25 protein-coding genes are annotated in these 15,732 nt (G+C 42.4%); 1 reads left to right on the top strand and 24 read right to left on the bottom strand.

What is annotated here, in order from left to right:
- Positions 1–42: 42 nt before the first annotated feature.
- The 13 genes from LC653_RS24510 to LC653_RS24450 all read right to left on the bottom strand — a co-directional run bounded on the left by LC653_RS24510 (position 43) and on the right by LC653_RS24450 (position 8,545).
- Positions 43–945 (bottom strand): DUF4351 domain-containing protein, encoded by a 903-nt coding sequence (locus tag LC653_RS24510; RefSeq protein WP_229497326.1) that lies wholly within the window; start codon positions 943–945, stop codon positions 43–45.
- A 47-nt stretch (positions 946–992) separates the two neighbouring features.
- Entirely contained in the window at positions 993–1,214 is a 222-nt protein-coding gene (locus tag LC653_RS24505; protein ID WP_229497325.1) for a hypothetical protein, read from the bottom strand.
- A 332-nt stretch (positions 1,215–1,546) separates the two neighbouring features.
- Positions 1,547–1,990 (bottom strand): hypothetical protein, encoded by a 444-nt coding sequence (locus tag LC653_RS24500; RefSeq protein WP_229497324.1) that lies wholly within the window; start codon positions 1,988–1,990, stop codon positions 1,547–1,549.
- An 18-nt stretch (positions 1,991–2,008) separates the two neighbouring features.
- Complete coding sequence (locus LC653_RS24495) at positions 2,009–2,638, bottom strand: PDDEXK family nuclease (protein WP_229497323.1); 630 nt, start codon at positions 2,636–2,638, stop codon at positions 2,009–2,011.
- Between the two features lies 1 nt (position 2,639).
- On the bottom strand, positions 2,640–4,211 hold the full coding sequence (locus LC653_RS24490; protein ID WP_229497322.1) for a P-loop NTPase family protein: 1,572 nt from the start codon (positions 4,209–4,211) through the stop codon (positions 2,640–2,642).
- Positions 4,193–4,408, bottom strand: a complete 216-nt coding sequence (locus LC653_RS24485; protein WP_229497321.1) for a hypothetical protein — start codon at positions 4,406–4,408, stop codon at positions 4,193–4,195. Before LC653_RS24485 ends, LC653_RS24490 begins: the two co-directional genes overlap by 19 nt.
- Before the next feature lie 39 nt (positions 4,409–4,447).
- Positions 4,448–5,122: a hypothetical protein gene (locus LC653_RS24480; RefSeq protein WP_229497320.1), complete on the bottom strand. Its 675-nt coding sequence runs from the start codon at positions 5,120–5,122 to the stop codon at positions 4,448–4,450.
- Positions 5,123–5,132: 10 nt separating this feature from the next.
- Positions 5,133–5,537 carry a hypothetical protein gene (locus LC653_RS24475; RefSeq protein ID WP_229497319.1) on the bottom strand — a complete coding sequence of 135 codons (405 nt, stop codon included), beginning with the start codon at positions 5,535–5,537 and terminating at the stop codon, positions 5,133–5,135.
- Positions 5,480–5,998: a hypothetical protein gene (locus LC653_RS24470; RefSeq protein ID WP_100902284.1), complete on the bottom strand. Its 519-nt coding sequence runs from the start codon at positions 5,996–5,998 to the stop codon at positions 5,480–5,482. The genes LC653_RS24475 and LC653_RS24470 overlap by 58 nt, the downstream gene beginning before the upstream one ends.
- Positions 5,964–6,488, bottom strand: coding sequence for a hypothetical protein (locus LC653_RS24465; RefSeq protein ID WP_229497318.1), 525 nt, complete (start codon positions 6,486–6,488; stop codon positions 5,964–5,966). The genes LC653_RS24470 and LC653_RS24465 overlap by 35 nt, the downstream gene beginning before the upstream one ends.
- Positions 6,489–6,583: 95 nt before the next feature.
- On the bottom strand, positions 6,584–7,387 hold the full coding sequence (locus LC653_RS24460; protein WP_229497317.1) for a hypothetical protein: 804 nt from the start codon (positions 7,385–7,387) through the stop codon (positions 6,584–6,586).
- 498 nt (positions 7,388–7,885) lie between these two features.
- Complete coding sequence (locus tag LC653_RS24455; RefSeq protein ID WP_229497316.1) at positions 7,886–8,206, bottom strand: hypothetical protein; 321 nt, start codon at positions 8,204–8,206, stop codon at positions 7,886–7,888.
- A 69-nt stretch (positions 8,207–8,275) separates the two neighbouring features.
- Positions 8,276–8,545, bottom strand: a complete 270-nt coding sequence (locus LC653_RS24450) for a hypothetical protein (RefSeq protein ID WP_229497315.1) — start codon at positions 8,543–8,545, stop codon at positions 8,276–8,278.
- A gap of 136 nt (positions 8,546–8,681) precedes the next feature.
- Between LC653_RS24450 and LC653_RS24445 the strand changes: the two genes are divergently transcribed.
- Positions 8,682–8,906 carry a hypothetical protein gene (locus tag LC653_RS24445; protein WP_229497314.1) on the top strand — a complete coding sequence of 75 codons (225 nt, stop codon included), beginning with the start codon at positions 8,682–8,684 and terminating at the stop codon, positions 8,904–8,906.
- A gap of 126 nt (positions 8,907–9,032) precedes the next feature.
- Here LC653_RS24445 and LC653_RS24440 read toward each other — a convergent pair whose 3' ends face one another.
- The 11 genes from LC653_RS24440 to LC653_RS24390 form a co-directional block, all read right to left on the bottom strand.
- Complete coding sequence (locus tag LC653_RS24440) at positions 9,033–9,311, bottom strand: hypothetical protein (protein ID WP_229497313.1); 279 nt, start codon at positions 9,309–9,311, stop codon at positions 9,033–9,035.
- 374 nt (positions 9,312–9,685) lie between these two features.
- Entirely contained in the window at positions 9,686–10,030 is a 345-nt protein-coding gene (locus LC653_RS24435) for a hypothetical protein (protein WP_229497312.1), read from the bottom strand.
- Between the two features lie 201 nt (positions 10,031–10,231).
- The gene (iscB, locus tag LC653_RS24430) at positions 10,232–11,503 is read right to left on the bottom strand and encodes an RNA-guided endonuclease IscB (protein ID WP_229497311.1); all 1,272 of its coding nucleotides are present in this window, start codon (positions 11,501–11,503) and stop codon (positions 10,232–10,234) included.
- A gap of 361 nt (positions 11,504–11,864) precedes the next feature.
- The gene (locus tag LC653_RS24425; RefSeq protein ID WP_229497310.1) at positions 11,865–12,182 is read right to left on the bottom strand and encodes a hypothetical protein; all 318 of its coding nucleotides are present in this window, start codon (positions 12,180–12,182) and stop codon (positions 11,865–11,867) included.
- Between the two features lie 75 nt (positions 12,183–12,257).
- Positions 12,258–12,575 (bottom strand): hypothetical protein, encoded by a 318-nt coding sequence (locus tag LC653_RS24420; protein WP_229497309.1) that lies wholly within the window; start codon positions 12,573–12,575, stop codon positions 12,258–12,260.
- Positions 12,572–12,835 carry a hypothetical protein gene (locus LC653_RS24415; protein ID WP_229497308.1) on the bottom strand — a complete coding sequence of 88 codons (264 nt, stop codon included), beginning with the start codon at positions 12,833–12,835 and terminating at the stop codon, positions 12,572–12,574. The genes LC653_RS24420 and LC653_RS24415 overlap by 4 nt, the downstream gene beginning before the upstream one ends.
- A 66-nt stretch (positions 12,836–12,901) precedes the next feature.
- A complete protein-coding gene (locus LC653_RS24410) occupies positions 12,902–13,660 on the bottom strand; it encodes a hypothetical protein (RefSeq protein WP_229497307.1) in 759 nt (252 codons plus the stop codon).
- A 155-nt stretch (positions 13,661–13,815) separates the two neighbouring features.
- A complete protein-coding gene (locus LC653_RS24405) occupies positions 13,816–14,037 on the bottom strand; it encodes a hypothetical protein (RefSeq protein ID WP_229497306.1) in 222 nt (73 codons plus the stop codon).
- Entirely contained in the window at positions 14,037–14,249 is a 213-nt protein-coding gene (locus tag LC653_RS24400; RefSeq protein WP_229497305.1) for a hypothetical protein, read from the bottom strand. Before LC653_RS24400 ends, LC653_RS24405 begins: the two co-directional genes overlap by 1 nt.
- Before the next feature lie 68 nt (positions 14,250–14,317).
- Positions 14,318–14,752 (bottom strand): hypothetical protein, encoded by a 435-nt coding sequence (locus LC653_RS24395; RefSeq protein WP_229497304.1) that lies wholly within the window; start codon positions 14,750–14,752, stop codon positions 14,318–14,320.
- Positions 14,753–15,024: 272 nt separating this feature from the next.
- Positions 15,025–15,591: a hypothetical protein gene (locus tag LC653_RS24390; protein ID WP_229497303.1), complete on the bottom strand. Its 567-nt coding sequence runs from the start codon at positions 15,589–15,591 to the stop codon at positions 15,025–15,027.
- Positions 15,592–15,732 lie beyond the last annotated feature (141 nt).

Here is a 15,732-nt window from a genome sequence, read left to right as displayed (position 1 = left end):
GTTCTTCAGCTACTTTCATGGATAATTGCACAAATTTTCTATTTAGAGATTTTGGTCTAACCAAGTTTCTAAATCAGTGAGGGATGAAAAATCTAAAAATGCTTCTCCTAAAGTCTCCAACTGGTCAGTAGATAAACCTCGAATTCGCTCAAGTACTGAAGAGTCAATCTCACCAAAACGATGATTTAGTTGACGTATAATTAAGCGTTCTTCACCTTGCTTAATTCCCTCTACTTGTCCTTCCTGTCTAGCTTGTTCTCGGTCTTGCTGATAAAGTGGTGCTAATCGCATAACTAACTCCCTGTCATCTGATTCTTCAGTTTGAGACATTACCAAGTTCTGCTGTAAATTGTACAGTAATTCTAGCGTGGCTCTCCGAAACGGGTGATTAGATGATAGCGCTTCTAATTCATCAATAGCCTGCCTTTGTACTTTCCCTCGACCGAGAATTCTTAGCCACAAAGTTTCTTGAGTACGTGGCAGTTGATGAATTACAACGATAGCTGTTCGCAAATACTCCCCCATCAAGTATACTCCAGACACCCAATTAGATGCCTGAATTGCACTAAAACCTGAAAGTATTCTCACAGATACAGTTGGAGAAAGTATCCACAATTTCGGAATTTCTAATTCTTTAATAGAGATTTTATTGCGGTTAGCTTCGCGTTGTAAAGCACCTCTTACTTCCAATAACTTCAGCAAACAATCACAGATTTCTTCTTCAGAGGCAGGATTCCGAAATGGTTCAAAAATAGCAGGTGTAGCTGCAAATATTCCCAGAAGTCCTAGCATCTCTAAATTATTAGCTTCTTGGACAGGAGAAAATAAAACATCAATCTCTCTAACTTCACCAGCTATACGGCTAGAAGCTTTTACTTCTCCATAAGGTTTTAGTAACTCTTCCAAATAATCTTTAGCAAATTGATCGTGAATAAAACGAGTCATTTAAATTACTATGAAAGTTATTGATTTTAACTAATATCTTATCTCTTTTAAGAGCAGCTTTTAAAAAGAGATATTAGCGTCCCGCTATATTTATCTCCCACCCAATCCCGGAAAAAACTCCAAATACTTTGCTCCTTTGACGCTGATTCTTCTGAACCTAAAACATTCTCTAGCCCTCGCTGATTACTCTGAATCTCTCGCATATTGAGAGCGTGAATAGTTTGGGCTAATTCTGGATTCTCTTCTAATAGTTCGGCTTCAAGCTCCAACTATTGCTGCAACAGTTGGGCATTTCGGCGCAGTAGCTTATGGATGATTAGGAAGATTTTGCTAATCGTTTCCACCATTGCTGCAACATATCTTGTCCATGAACAGAAACTAAAGAAAGGCGAATATATTCATTCCAGTCATTTAGGTTGAGTCTGCTCCGAATGGCACTAAGAAAAGCGCAAATGTATTATTTACAAAGGTTTCATCACTTTGGAAAAGTGTAGGCTAATGAAGCAGCGATCACAAACTGAGAGTTCCAGATTATTCTGATTCCCGACCTTAAAACTATTAATTTTCTAAACCTCTTATCAGGCAACTATTTCAGCTTTTCTTAGTGCCATTCGAGTCTGCTCCAAATATTGTAATCTGCATTTTCTGCACTTTTATCGTCAAATAAATCAGGATATGAGATTTCAGTGTGGGCTGGAATATTATGCAGGGCTAGCGCTTGAAGCAATGATGTACTCTCAAGAAAACGTGTGATGCCAGCCATAAAAGAGTAATCGCCTGGATGGTGAGGATTTCCTGTTAAAAGGATTACCATGTGAGTGTACAAGTGGGGTTCACTTCTTAAAATATCAATATCGTCTAGAAGGGCTTGTGCTTGATTCTCTTCTAGAACATAATCTACCCATTTACAAGTTAGTTTGTTGTAATCCTTCTGTGTAGATGGCAACCAAAATGTTCCAATTACATTTTGAGGATGATGTTCTACTATTGTTGCCATTGTAAAACCACAAGTAGTAACTCCGATATTAAAAACAGTACCATTCATACTTTTCCTCTCAGTGGATTAATTTATCGGTGGAGAAAATAGACAACTCCACACCTGATTAGTCTGTTGACAGTAATTAAGCTCTCGCTTCATTTGGGATACCATGACAGAAAGCAAGGTGGCTGCAATAACCATAAGCATTGGATTAGCTTTGGCAACTCGAAACCACCATATAAAACTGCCCAAATCGAGGTTTGGTAATGAGAGTTTTGGCTCCCAGAAGAACTGCACCAACCTTGAGGGAGCAATTCTATTCCCCGGCAACCATTCTTTTTCAGTATTGACGAAAACGATTTGTATGCGGGGATTTTGTTCAACCATTGAGGCCGTCTTGAGTGCTGATGGTTGGGACGAAGCATCAGGTGTGAGAAAACCCATCACCACAAGTTTATGCGTGTTGTTCAGACCGTAAAGGTTGAGTTGACCAACAGCTTGATAAATGGTGTCGCGGTCAAGGTATTTTTTTACCTCAACGATCGCTCCACCTTGCCAATTGGTGACAATATCGGCTCGTCCTCCGTTAGCAGGAGCTTCAGTTTGGGTATGAAAACCACGTTCTGTTAGACGTTTGGCAAGATATTCTTGCAAATCGCGCTCTTGCCAGCGTTCCGGGAAACCAGCAGCATCAATGAATTGACTTGGTAACATATTAAGGGATTGTATCAAATCGATAAGCTTGAAACCTTTGATCCAACAAACCAGACTGGACAATGCCATCGCCACGACCTTGCAAGGATGTGACCGCCTCTCCCCGACGCATCAAAATCATGCGACCCGAAGTAGCATCCACACAACGAAAAGCAATTCGACAAGGTAAGTTGTCACGTAAATCAGGGGGTAAACCTTGGGGGTCTTCTTTACCGCGCTTGGCTTCACGTTGCAAGCCCACAACAACATGAATTTTTAGCCCCCGTCCCCGACGACCGACTTCACACAACTGTTGATCATAAGTTTTTCGTAAACTGTCATCCAGTGGGACAGTACCTTTGTATTCATCAATAAACAAAACCCAAGGTTGCTGCTGCTCTAATTGTGCTTTGGTCATTGAGTTCCGGCTCACGCACTCCAGATAATATTCGCCCACAAACTCAAATGTTTTAGCCATATCGTTCATGGTAATAGTGGGGAATCGATCAGCAAAATCCTCATAATCACTGACCTTGCCGCCGCAGACATCGACTCTTGCACCTTGCATGAGTAGACAGTAAGCAGCAGCACGGAAGAAATTGGATTTACCAGAGCCGGTAGTGCCAACGACCAACACTTGTGGGGTGTCCTCACTTGCCAAATCAATAATCACTTCCCCATCAAGGGATTGACCCAAAATTATTAAGCGTGAGCCATGCTGCCACTGCCTTTGGGGAAAGTCGTAGTAAGTGCGGTCTTTTGCTAACAGAGCAACTTCTACCGCCATTTGTTCAGGGGCATAAATATAAAAGGGCAAATCCTCTTTATCACCGATTCCCAGTGCCAGTTTAGAAGCAGCCTTAAATTTCGGTATTGAGTTGAAATCTTCTGTTTTGACTGAAAAAATTAACCTTTCATAGCTTGGTGCTTTATCAACCCGTAGACATTGGGTTTGAAGTCCGACAACTTTCGCCGCTTTTGTTAATCCCTGAATCTTGGGTGATTGGGGTGCAACATCGGATACTCCTTTGACGCTATTCGTTACAGTCACCACTTCACCATTAGCACTCTTGAGTACTTGCTGCGCCTGCAATTCCAACTGTCGGTGATGAATTTGGGCTTGCAGTTTCGCTTGTTCTAGTTGCATTTCTGCTTCTGATGTCGCCAGCAGTACATTGCCCAGGCTTTCACCATTCTGAATCATGCCCAAAGCCATACGACTAACTGCTCCATTCTGTCCAGTTACCGTTAACACTTCACTGAACAAAGGTGCTGTTTGTTGGAGTAATTTCAGTTGTCTTTCTGTCTCCTTGTCTGCATCTACATTTAAGCGTTTGCGCTCGGAGGCTGATGAAAGATACTGCAACTGCTCAGTAGCCTGGGTATCCTTCATGGCGGCAAGCATATCTTCTTCTCGCTCCTTGTCCTCGTAATGTTTTTGTAACTTTCGTAATTCTAGACCCGCATAACTAGCTAGGGCGATCGCTAATATATTTCCGGGAAGGAATAATTTCAAATCTTTGGGGTTGGCCCCTAACGTTAGCGTCAGAGCAACTAACCCACTCGCCCCAATTTTTAACCAAGGAAGAAACATTTACCCCACCCAAAAGCTAATCCAATAGCGATGATTTGTAACAACATTGAGTTACTATTTTTCCCTTGAGAGTAAGTAATTACTACACCTACTCCTACGACCAAGGTATTGTAGGGGAGTAGACTAATTAACTGAGCAACTGCACTGGCAATAATAAATCCACACATCCAAATTAACAATCTACAAAGAAGTGACATTTTTCTCCTGTGTTGATGAAATAGTTATTTGCTTGGGTGTCATTTCGCTATCCTTTGAATTCGTTGTGTAATGCCGGGTGTTCCAGAGTATCGGGCATTTCTAATTTCCTGGAACCGAGTCACTAAATTGCTGGTTTGTTCTTCGTAGGGAGTCGGTTCTTTTTTGGTGGTTTCAGCGTAGAGCTTTTCTTGTTTCTTAGTCTTACTTTCTGAATATTGGTCAGCAATTTTACCCAAGCTGATTCCTAAATCATCCTGGACACCAGCTATGGCTGAACGAGAACCACCAACTATTTGCCGGAATTTGGATTCTAAATTGGCAAGAGACACTCCTAAATTCTTTTCTAATTCAGCAAGAGTAACCCTTGCCTCACCAACGTTTTCAGCAACAGAGGCTTGCTTCTCTCTGGTTTTAATCAAACCTTTCAAATAACGAGACGTGAGTGCATCGTACTCAGTCCAATTTTTGAGTTGAATTTCTGCGCCCTTAGCGTTTTCCGCAGCATTGGCTATATCTTCATCTGTGAGATCACCAGAAGCTCTGACATTCACAGGTAGCATATCGGCAATGCGTTGGGCATTCTCCCACACAGCCGACTCCAAGCCAAAATGAGAATCTGGAAAGACTAAAGCATTGCTAATATCTCCGTTTAAATCGGATAAATTTAATCCTCTATCTTTAGGCAGTTCAGTTTTCGGTGTTGTTCTTGCCATTTGCTTTTGCTTAACTAACGTGAATCAATGATTTACAAGGCTGGTACTCTACGAACACGTCATCTTGAAACTCAATCCATTCTGCTGTCCCTAAAGTTTGCAAAGAACGGACGTTGTTTTCTAACTTGACCTCTAAGTTAATTTCAGGGAACTTAAAAATGTTATCCTGCTCAATCACCCTGGTTAACTCAACATCGCGGTCAATCTGCACTCCTAAAAGCAAGTTCACTCCGGCTTTTCTATATTTCTGCCAATAATAAGAGAACTCATTCTTATCCAAGAAATTGACATTAACTTGTGGCACACCACCTTCAAACAAAATCGCAAAAATCCCTAGTGGCTCGTAATGAATTTTGGCTATTCCGAGATTTTTTTCGTAACACCAATAGGCTCTATGGAAGTAGGCTGTTTGCAAAACTTTTTCTCCAATTTTTTAATCAACATCTTGGCTAGAGCTTGCCAAACCAGCGACCAAGCACGCCCATTCCGCATCCTCAATTGAGCAGCTAGAATGTCTGATTGAGAGGGGATGATACTGCCATATCTTTCGAGGTTATCAATCGCCTGCCTAAAACTCACTACCTCATCTTCTGTTGGTGGAAGGTCAGGAGCAACCGCAGCACTTAATCTCTCCATCACACCGCTCAATGTGGCCGACTCTTCCTTAATCCTTTGCAACTCAAGGGACATTGCATCTATCGCAGCCAAATTGGAATCCGCGATCGCTGCTTGAAATTCCATCAATTGGGTTTCAATTTGTCGTTGTACTTCTTCACTGACGATTTGGGTGATATCGCTAAACCCTCGCCCCTGTTTTACCGTGTCAATGAAGTCCTGTACTTCAGGCGACACAAGCGAAGCATTCAAATTGTCCATCGGATAGTTCCTTCCATTCCAATTTCACACCGACACGGGCTGCAAAGCCATCAATAGTTTGTTTCATCGTTTCATAGGGTAAATAGTCGCAACTATCAATCAGTTTTTCGAGGTCTACATCAATGAACTGTTTCTGCACTCCTGCTAATTGTTCTCTTTTTCTTTGTGCTATCTCTTTTCTGGCTGATTGCTTCCCTTTTTCTCTTGCCTGTTCAATTGCTTCTAACCTAGCGATTTCCACAGCTTTAGTTAGCTTCTCTTCTTCTGTCACCTGTTGAGCAATCTGTTGTTGCTCTCGTAGTAATCGCTCAAAAATTGCTAGGCGCAAGTCGTCGTCAAAAGCATTTTCTAACTGTTCAATGACCAGCGCAAAAGCACTTGGCACTGGCGCAATCTGTTGCCCTCTGCCTTTGACCATCTTTTTGGATTGCGGTTCGATTGATGTCTCTACCTCTGCTCCTTGTACTGTCAATTCACCTTTGCGTACCATATTTTCTCCTTAGTTACAGTAGTTACAATATTCTCCGCACAACACAAAATTGATTGTGAAGGCTAGACCATTGTTCATTTTGTCCAGTAATCGAATCATGCACACCTCTTTTTGGATGCTATTTTTTTCCACTCTGCTAATTCGGATGGGGAGTAATGCCTTCGCTGACTAAAGTCTCCCCACTTATATAAAGTACGCAGCGACACTCTATATCCGCACATTGCCAGATACCTATGCAAGTCTTTACCTTTACACCCCCTCATCCGCCAAGTCAGCCACATCTTGGCACTAGAGGCTGTTTCCATCGTCATCGCCCGACGTGATGAACTTGTCATCATCACTACCAATTGACGCACTAATGGAAACTTTTTTGTCGGAAAATCATGCCTCCAACACGCCATGTACGTTAACAACGAGGCAATACCTTCATCTACGAACCGTTCGTATTTCTCTATGCCCAAATACTGTTTCCAACTCGCCCAACAATTTCTGGAAAGCTCACGGTTCATAATCCGATCGCAGCATTTCTTCACCTCACTTAAGGCTATTTTTTGGGGTGGCTCCTTGACCTCATCTGCTACAAATGGCTCTTGTTTACAGAATTTCTCCAAGACTTCATCGTATTTCCATTCATTACTTTTAGAAAACTCTCTCAAACTCCGATAACTCACTTTTTTCTTTGGATAATGCCTACGTAACCATGCCAAACACAAGAGCAATTCTGTCTGCTCTTGTGTGTACTGCCTATTCGCTACTTTCTTGCCTTGTGCATAACTTGCACCCGCCAATCGCTCCCATTCATACCATGTGCGTGAGCTGATTCTCGCTCCCCGAATCTTTTCACATTCTCTGATCAAATTGGTTGATTGGGCGATCCAATCCTCTATTACTACTGGCATAGTTTTGCAAAATTAAAGTCACCGTCAAAATCGAGAGAGTAATCGTCAGAATAGCTACACAAAATTCTAACAAACCTGACGAACTTCTTGACTCTTTCTCTATTATCTCAACCTCTCCATCAAGAGATGTTTTTGTATATTTTTCCTTTCTGTACACATTCCGATTTCTCCGTGTTTATGGATACTTGTACTTGTTTCAGCAATACTAAACTCCCGGCTTTTTAAAAAAAATATACCCAATTTCGGGGGTTTCAGAATCGAATTAGGTACACTTCACTCGCTAACGTTCTGCTTAATCCATGTATAACAAGGAGTTCAGCTTTGTAGTATTAAGGTAACACTTTGATCTATGGTTTCAGCAATGATTTTTTTAGGTTATTTATGGCAAGTTCGGCAAGACGAGTGTAGTGTGTCATCAAGGGCAAAAAGCACTTAGAGACTTATATAATCAGGTGTAGGAGCCTGTAGTCTACAATAAGTCAGTAGGGCATTTTTTTATCACATTGAGACACAATGCTGTTTTTGCTGTACTGACTCTCTATGTATTTTTTGTAATGCTGCTAATCTAGCCTTGACATCAACTCCGTATGTCTGAAATGTCTGTTCTAACTCCTGACGAGATATTTTGATGAATTTTTCCCTGCTATTTCTTCCATGTTTTAGTCCCAAGAAAATCTGGAGTTCTAAAATTTGTTGCAACTCCGACCAACTCAAGCGTTTTTGTCCAAATAAGTTCAGAGTTTTCAGATATTTATTTATCGTGTCCTTTGATTGAATCCTTAATAAAGTTCGGCATTGCTTAACACTTAAATGCTCCATTCTGGGGTCGAACTGTTGAACTGTTTAAAGAGTAAAGTACACACGCTAGGTAAGCAATAGAAGTTTGGATTATCGGGGAGTTTCCTGATTTCGGGAAACTAGGACGCGAGAAAGAACTGCGATTACCCAATCAGGACAATCGCTATAAAACCAGTTCTTTACCGTTTTGAGTGATGGTGGTTGTACACCAGTGCCATCAAAAAAACTTTCAAGATGCTGTCTAATTAATACAGATCCCCTGGACACATACTCGTATTCCCCTGGACAAATTGAACAACCATTTTCATTTATCAGGGTCTGTGCAAATTTATCTATCTTTGTTAACTTGCGCCGGATCATGATCGGAATGCCCTCCATTGACATTATTTGCTTCTTGTCCCTCTAGTAAGGTATTAGAATTCTATTAATGATAAACTAGTTTTGAAGACAAGTGGTTAATAATCCCACAAGAAACCTGATAATTGAGGAGAAATTTATGATTGTTGAGACAATGCCAGAAACAAATGCGCCCAAAATGACACGGATTGAATTTGCGGTTCCGACTGCATTACTAGCTGAAGCCGAAGCAATGGCTGCTGCTGAAGGATGGAAACCAGCAGAACTGCATCGGATTTTTTGGGAAAAAGGGTTTGCTGTTCATGCAGAAGGTAGCAACAAGCGCCTCATCAACAAATCCCTCAGAGAAAAACACGACAATTAAGAGTGATGAACAACTTTTTTCACAATTGTGAATGAATTCTGATTTCTTTTTCCAAAATATCTTCAATGGTGCAAAGTTCCAGGAAAAGGACTTTGCACCATCTGTTCACAACCGCGTTCACTGCCGTTAAACAGGAGTCTGACTCTGTTTGATTAGCAGTGAACGCAAGTACTGCCGACAAGCTGCTTCTCCCCTATAAATCAGAATACGAAGCGCCTGTACTTCCTGTATCGGAGAAATACAGATTTCGGCGATCGCCCGAATCAAATTCTGTTGCGAACGCACATAGTCTTGATGGTGCTGCTCTAGCTCCTGAATCTTGGAGTTTAACTCCTGTATTTGCCGTAATGCTTGAGTTAAGGAAGATTCTCTGATTTGAGACTGGTTATCTAGAGTTAATGTCATTTTTTTCTCCTCTAAATTTAGATTCTTTCTGTTTACTGTTGAGTGGCTTGTTCCACGTCATCAATTGCATTGACTACTTCCCCTAAAACATTGAACGCATCATTTAGCACCACATCATCTCCAATTCGCAATTCGCAATTCGCAATTCGTTTTTGAAGGACATAATTAAATAGTTGATCCCTTTAAGGACAGAGCAACTAATTTTAATTATGTAAAAATCAAAACATCCAGTATCATTATTTAAAGCAAGTACCTTTAGTTGTGGGGACATAATTGCGAATTGCGAATTGAAAATTGCGAATTGTTTTGGCAGCCTTGCAATATAGTCCGGATCTGTGATGTGGTTAATTTGATTTCCATCGTTGTTTCTCTACCTAAAATTTATCTCGTTGAATACTGAAACTTACTCCGACTAGAGAACTGCCTAAGAAGGCGGAAAAACTTACCAGCATTCCACCCAGGCAAATATTTTTCTGTTGCTGCCAATCAGAGATGATTATCTTGGGGTTAGCATTTGTCTCGATAATCTCTATTCCCCAAGACCCTATTGCCCCTACTCCTGAAAAGCCAGTCAAGAGCAGAGAGGCGATTGCAGTTGTTTCAATCGTGCGGTCGATAAAAATCCTGGGGTTAAATCTTTTTCGAGTCCGACGAAGAACTAATTTATTACGGGTGTTTGAAGGTAAGGATGATTGATGAGTTACTTTCTGGGTTTTCATTTCGCTTCGTCTAACTCCACAAAAAAACCTGCACCAGTATTTGTCACTTTCACCAGCTTGCGATTGACTAACGTTTGAATCACCCCCAGACTAAAATTTATAGTGCATAATCGAGCGCTGCCACCGCATAAAACTCCTGATAAGTTTAGGAGCCTTGTCTCTTTAGAGCAAGGAGGAAAAACGAACAGCGACTTTAGTCGCCTAAGCTGTATAGCTATAACCATCAGCACGGTGAATCACCTGTAGATATCTTGGATGAACATCGAAAATCTTGCTGGACGCTAGCTTAAAACTCGGTCGAGAACGAACACTGATTCGCCCTACCCATCGCCCTGCAAATTTACCTGACGCAACAACAGCACGTACTAAGTCGCCCGTCTGAAAGCCAAACCAGCTTTTCTGATTAGTGCGATGTCTATTGGGAAATCCAAACTTGTCAGTGCCGCACATCTGCCGCGTTCCGTGTCCTTTTGCCGTAATCAGCAACGGATTTGAGGTCAACACTTCAAGCGATTCGACTTGACCGACACAAGCCGCATCTAGCCAATGAGATTTAGGCATATCTAATCGAGTGCGATTGAACTTGGTTTGTCCGCCTGTCCCAGTTGTGACTAGCAAGCCTGTTTCTTTCAACGCGTGAAACAATGCCCAACGGGTTGAATTAACGGCGGCAGCGTCTTTGAGTGGGGATTTTGCCTGCTTGAGAATACGATTGAGTAAATCAGGTTTGTCCGATAGAAAATCTCGTATATCTTGATTCCCTTTGCTTTGATTGCAGGCATGGCAAGCAATCGTAAGGTTAGAAACTCGATCAGAACCGCCCCTTGATTTGGGTTGAATATGTTCAATCTCAAAAGGGACGTTCTCGATTGAGCAATAAGCACATCTCCGATTCCATTTTTCCAGAAGGTACTCTCTCACTTCGTATCCTTGCAACTCTCCCTGCTGATATTGAACGCCTGAAATCTCAGGGTTCTGCATCAGTTGCGGGTCAAACCGCACCAACTCTTGAGTAATACTGCTAATTGGTGCAAGCCTACGGAGTCGGTTAACCCAGGTGAGAATGGTATCAACCCGATGCTGAAGACTCGGAGCCAGCCAGCCATCAGGACGGATGCGATTGAGAAACCTCGCCTGCCGATAGCGAGTTTTGCGATTCCGTCTACTTTGTCGCAATTGGCGACGAGATAGCAGCGCATTCTTAATTTGTTGTCCCCGATGTTGCAGTTCGGCTCCAAAGATGACTTTGTTGCCTTGCTTAATTGCGATGCCCGTAACCTTTGAGCCTGGATCTAGTTTGAGTTCTAAATCTTGTACGGGCACGTCGGGACAGGCTTCTTTCAGGATGATGGTAAACGGATAACGACGAAATACCGCAGCCTTTCCAGTATTGAGCAGATGACGCGCTGCACCCGGATGAGTTAGGTTTAGCGGTCGTTTGTCGGTATCAAGAACAAAGACAAAGTTGGACATTGGAAATCTCCGTAAAACGGGTAACGTGTTCCTCGCCAATGTTTTCAAGGCTTGTTAGGTCAGCCGCACTGCCTTACCCCTCGTAAAGCTGTTTAACGACTGACGACAGAGCGACAAACTGGAAAGTATTCGTCGGTGTCATAACCTTAAAAACGTAGTTAGTGAAACTAAGGCTGGTCAGCTAACTGAAGTTGAGGCATGAAGCCCCGTCACTTCAGTGCGGGGTGCTGACAACGACGGAGGTATTGTATGCACAATGAGGAATGATCAGCAGGGGCGGGATGAGTGGATTTTCTCGGCATAATCTTGGCTATGACTCTACGGTTTTTAAATGATGAGAATTGAAAAAAATTCCTTTTGATTAGTAATTAGAGTTTTCTCCGATACCATATTGCCATCTTAGAAAACTGACGGGAGTACAGATTTCCTGCCAATCACAAGATCCTATTGGGGCATTCCAGTCATATCGGTATTCCTCTCCAAAATACCCCAGTCCCCAATGCCAACCGTCATATTCCGGCTGTAACTCCCATCCAAACCAGAGGGCAACATTTACTTTAATCAGATAGAAGAACTTAATCATCCATCCGCCATCGTAATCAGAAATAAAATCGTAATACTCTCTTAAAAAGCGTTCATTTGTTAATGCAATTAAATCGATTCTTGACCAAAGGTTCATCTGTTTATTTCCTCTGCTTTGTAATTCACTGCGTACAGTTTTATGATATGAGTTTGTTGATTTAATCTGGCTCAACTAATGTTGTAGCTGCTTGTACTCATCCCAATTCCTGGGATTATGACGTGATGACGTTGATTCTTCAAACTCCCAGTTCTGAGAACTGATATCAAATAACTCAATTGCTGCATCAAACCCATACTGTAAAAATCGGGTATATGATTCTTCAGACCAAAGAATAGACTCAACAATTGCAGTTAGTAGATTGAGATTGGTTTCAGTTGCCGCTCCCTGAGATTGTAGCCATTCAATTGTTTCCAGCAGTTGTTGTTTAGCAGAAGCCGCAGTAGATGGTGGTAATGCTGTGATGGGAATAAAACCTGTTAGCTGTTTCATAAATCCTCCATAATACCCTCATCAGTTGTTGCCTTCTTTTGAGATTTGGCTTTATTAATTTGGAATTCGTTCGCTTTAATCACAGGCATTGCAGCCTCTTTGACTGCTGTTTTTGCCTGATAATAAAGAAATTGAACTACACCGTCGGCATCTTCTTCATCCTCGACTTGCGCCCATAAAGAACAGCCTACTTCAAGAGATTCGTAATTACCCAAATTGAACTTTCTGGAATAACTAACTGAGACAGTACTGATTTTCATTGACTTGTTTGAACCGCTAATTTATGTAGTGGCGATTCAAAGGTGAATCGCCGTTGTGATGTCTAATTACCGCTTGTTACCTTGCGGCATTGCTGTCTGATTCTGTCCTTGCAATGATGCCCTCGCCTCAGTTTCCGAAACCGGGGATAATGCTGGTGCAGTGACAGCATTACTAGCCCAGCGCTCGTAAGTATCATTCGTTACCCAATGAAGTGTTGCCCCAGATTCCGCACCAGAGCGAATCATCTCTGCTGCAACGAGTGCATCTTTTTCAAAATCAGATTGGGGATTGCGATAGCTCCACTGAATAAACCAGTACGTTCCAAGCGTCCCTTCCACTTTCTGAAACTCGGAGCAGAAAATGTAGTTTTTCAGTACCGAAGCGATCGCCGTATAGCAAAATTCTTTTGGATCTCCCGGCATCCCTTCTTCGCACCACTGCTGGAAGGCACGATGGGCGAAGTGATTGTACAATCCAGCAAAATTGTCTTTACTGCGACGGTGCATCAGAAAACTAAGCAACATCGAAGCTGGCCCCTTAAACTGGTCTTTGAGTCCGCCTGCCACTGGAATTACCCACAGTTCAGTAAATGGCTCGTTGGTGAAGTTCTCGTTGATAGTCAATGCACGGTCAGGGCGAGAGATTGCGATTGCAAAGTCAGCCTTATTACCTTTGAGATATCCTCCTGCTTGTGCTTCTAGAATCGTGAGTTTTGGAGGACAATCGAGAAGGAATTGTCCATATTCCTTCGCACAGTTTGCTTGCAGTTTGGGTTGTGATGGTGGAATGAAAAAGACGCTGTTGTTGATTTTGATGGTTTCCATAATTGCGTTGTTGTTGTTGAAAATTGCGTTGATACTGGATAGTGTTCGACTTAGCTATTTATGACAGTGCCAGGAATTGCCTCTAACTCATAAGTGAGCAGTTCAGTTTGGTGTAAATGTTTTGCTATCTCTGCTTCTAAAAGTGTTTTCAATTCCTATGGTGTCAGTGGTTCAAGCTCGTTCTCTAATCGATTTTCTTCGGATTCAGAATTGATGTCAGGCATGACTACATAATGCCAACCTTCATCGGATTCACGGGCTAAAAAACTGTCGCTTGGATAATACTTGATGCCGATAATTATTCCTTGTTGTGTACGTTGACCTAATGTAAAATGCGGGTATTTCCAGCCGTGTGGAATTGATATTGTTGCTTGCATTATTCTGCCTCCTGATTAAACTTGACTTCAACGATTTGTTCTACACAACCCATTACCTCGCCCAAATAATGCAATGTATCGCCCAAGTGAGTCGCTGCCTCTGGGTCAATCTTTTTATCCGCAATCAACAAAAGCCAATTTTCATCTTGAGCGATCGTCTGAATATTTACGTAACACGAGTTGAATTCTTGTAGGATTTCTATTGCTTCCATTGCTATATTTGTGAATGTAAGTAAAACAGTCTTATTGAGGAAGTGGGCAGGAACGCCCACCCCGTTTATTACACTGCAACCAAATGTTTCGCTTGTGGAACGTACCTTTTTAACCGCTCCCATTCGTCACTTGTCAGTGCATCAAATTCTTTATCGAGTAATTCATCTTCTGTAAGTGGCTGTTCTGTAGCCGTTGTTACTATCCTTGCCACGTTCAAAAATTCATCCAACCCAACTGCTGCATCAACCGGCTTGGCATATCGAAGAGAATCTACTCCGTTAGACCAGTGGTTGATATGCTGAAATATCACCCCAATCATTGAATGAGCCTTGTATACTCGATAATTTCTGGGACAAGCTCCGCCAACGTAAACCAGTTTGTAACCAGAGATTTCCATGACCTCTGCGTTGGGGTCGGTTGGAGGCAGGAGTATTTTCTCTGTTGGCTCATCCAACTGGGCTGTTTGAAGAGAAAATGGGCTAATCATATTGCAATATGCCATGATGATTTCGATTGTTTAAATTTGTTATCCAGGCGATAGCATTTCCCTTGGGCTGCAATCGCCTTTTTCACTTCCAGAACTAGGGATTTCTTACACCTGTGCATTCGGATCTGCTGGAGGGCGCATAATTTTCAGTTGATGGTTATTGAAATCCGAATCTTGAAGTGAGAGGTTACTTGCTGTACTTCGTGTCATGATTGTGTTTATTCGAGACTAAACTCGTTGGCGATTGCAATTCTTTTGGTGTGCAACCGCCTTTCTTACTTCCAGAACTAAGCCGCTACTGCCGTTCGGACTCCTAACGAGGCAATCACTTGTTCTGCACTCGGAGCCACACGATTCACCCCGTACTGTCTTGGTCTTGCGTACCACTCTTCTTGATTGCACCCGACGAAGCCGACTAAACGCCCGTCCTGGTAGAGTTTGGTGCTGAAAGATAACCAGTCAATTTCCCCGTGGTACAGACCAAAAACAGTGCAGGCTTTTTCCAGTTCATCGCTCAGGCGTTCGTTCCGTTCCCGTGGTGTTTCTGGTAGCGTTGCTTTGACTTCTGCAACTCTTGTAGCGAACCAGTTGCGGTCGAAGGGTAGCCGTCCGCCACCGACTAACTGCACCCATACTGTGATTCCGCCTTCGATCCAAATGGTGCGGACTGATTCGGGTTGGACTTCGATAATCTCGCCAATAATGCGGCGATCTCTGCTGGTGAGAGGGTCTTGGGTTGGTGCTACAGCTTCGACTTGGGTTTCCAGGTGGCTGTACAGTTCTGCTTGGGCTAAGGTTTGTTCGTCAACAGAAGAACTAGGAATTGCTTGCTGTGTTAGTGTTTCGTAAGTCATAATATTGATCTCCGTGTGCGATTCGATGGCGCACGTAATGAGTCAAATATCCTGACTGGATAAGGTTATTTACCAAAGCATTACTAATGCACCGAAGCCGAAGGATAGTTGCAAGCAAGTGTCCAACGCTTGTCCTCATCT

Source organism: Nostoc mirabile CHAB5784, from assembly GCF_020829645.1.
Classification (GTDB): Bacteria; Cyanobacteriota; Cyanobacteriia; order Cyanobacteriales; family Nostocaceae; genus Nostoc; species Nostoc mirabile.
This window is presented reverse-complemented; position numbering and strand designations above follow the sequence as displayed.

Coding starts and splice junctions, on each gene's coding strand:
- LC653_RS24510 (WP_229497326.1), bottom strand. CDS start 945: ATGACTCGTTTTATTCACGATCAATTTGCTAAAGATTATTTGGAAGAG.
- LC653_RS24500 (WP_229497324.1), bottom strand. CDS start 1,990: ATGAATGGTACTGTTTTTAATATCGGAGTTACTACTTGTGGTTTTACA.
- LC653_RS24495 (WP_229497323.1), bottom strand. CDS start 2,638: ATGTTACCAAGTCAATTCATTGATGCTGCTGGTTTCCCGGAACGCTGG.
- LC653_RS24490 (WP_229497322.1), bottom strand. CDS start 4,211: ATGTTTCTTCCTTGGTTAAAAATTGGGGCGAGTGGGTTAGTTGCTCTG.
- LC653_RS24485 (WP_229497321.1), bottom strand. CDS start 4,408: ATGTCACTTCTTTGTAGATTGTTAATTTGGATGTGTGGATTTATTATT.
- LC653_RS24480 (WP_229497320.1), bottom strand. CDS start 5,122: ATGGCAAGAACAACACCGAAAACTGAACTGCCTAAAGATAGAGGATTA.
- LC653_RS24470 (WP_100902284.1), bottom strand. CDS start 5,998: ATGGACAATTTGAATGCTTCGCTTGTGTCGCCTGAAGTACAGGACTTC.
- LC653_RS24465 (WP_229497318.1), bottom strand. CDS start 6,488: ATGGTACGCAAAGGTGAATTGACAGTACAAGGAGCAGAGGTAGAGACA.
- LC653_RS24460 (WP_229497317.1), bottom strand. CDS start 7,387: ATGCCAGTAGTAATAGAGGATTGGATCGCCCAATCAACCAATTTGATC.
- LC653_RS24455 (WP_229497316.1), bottom strand. CDS start 8,206: ATGGAGCATTTAAGTGTTAAGCAATGCCGAACTTTATTAAGGATTCAA.
- LC653_RS24450 (WP_229497315.1), bottom strand. CDS start 8,545: ATGATCCGGCGCAAGTTAACAAAGATAGATAAATTTGCACAGACCCTG.
- LC653_RS24445 (WP_229497314.1), top strand. CDS start 8,682: ATGATTGTTGAGACAATGCCAGAAACAAATGCGCCCAAAATGACACGG.
- LC653_RS24440 (WP_229497313.1), bottom strand. CDS start 9,311: ATGACATTAACTCTAGATAACCAGTCTCAAATCAGAGAATCTTCCTTA.
- LC653_RS24435 (WP_229497312.1), bottom strand. CDS start 10,030: ATGAAAACCCAGAAAGTAACTCATCAATCATCCTTACCTTCAAACACC.
- iscB (WP_229497311.1), bottom strand. CDS start 11,503: ATGTCCAACTTTGTCTTTGTTCTTGATACCGACAAACGACCGCTAAAC.
- LC653_RS24425 (WP_229497310.1), bottom strand. CDS start 12,182: ATGAACCTTTGGTCAAGAATCGATTTAATTGCATTAACAAATGAACGC.
- LC653_RS24420 (WP_229497309.1), bottom strand. CDS start 12,575: ATGAAACAGCTAACAGGTTTTATTCCCATCACAGCATTACCACCATCT.
- LC653_RS24415 (WP_229497308.1), bottom strand. CDS start 12,835: ATGAAAATCAGTACTGTCTCAGTTAGTTATTCCAGAAAGTTCAATTTG.
- LC653_RS24410 (WP_229497307.1), bottom strand. CDS start 13,660: ATGGAAACCATCAAAATCAACAACAGCGTCTTTTTCATTCCACCATCA.
- LC653_RS24405 (WP_229497306.1), bottom strand. CDS start 14,037: ATGCAAGCAACAATATCAATTCCACACGGCTGGAAATACCCGCATTTT.
- LC653_RS24400 (WP_229497305.1), bottom strand. CDS start 14,249: ATGGAAGCAATAGAAATCCTACAAGAATTCAACTCGTGTTACGTAAAT.
- LC653_RS24395 (WP_229497304.1), bottom strand. CDS start 14,752: ATGGCATATTGCAATATGATTAGCCCATTTTCTCTTCAAACAGCCCAG.
- LC653_RS24390 (WP_229497303.1), bottom strand. CDS start 15,591: ATGACTTACGAAACACTAACACAGCAAGCAATTCCTAGTTCTTCTGTT.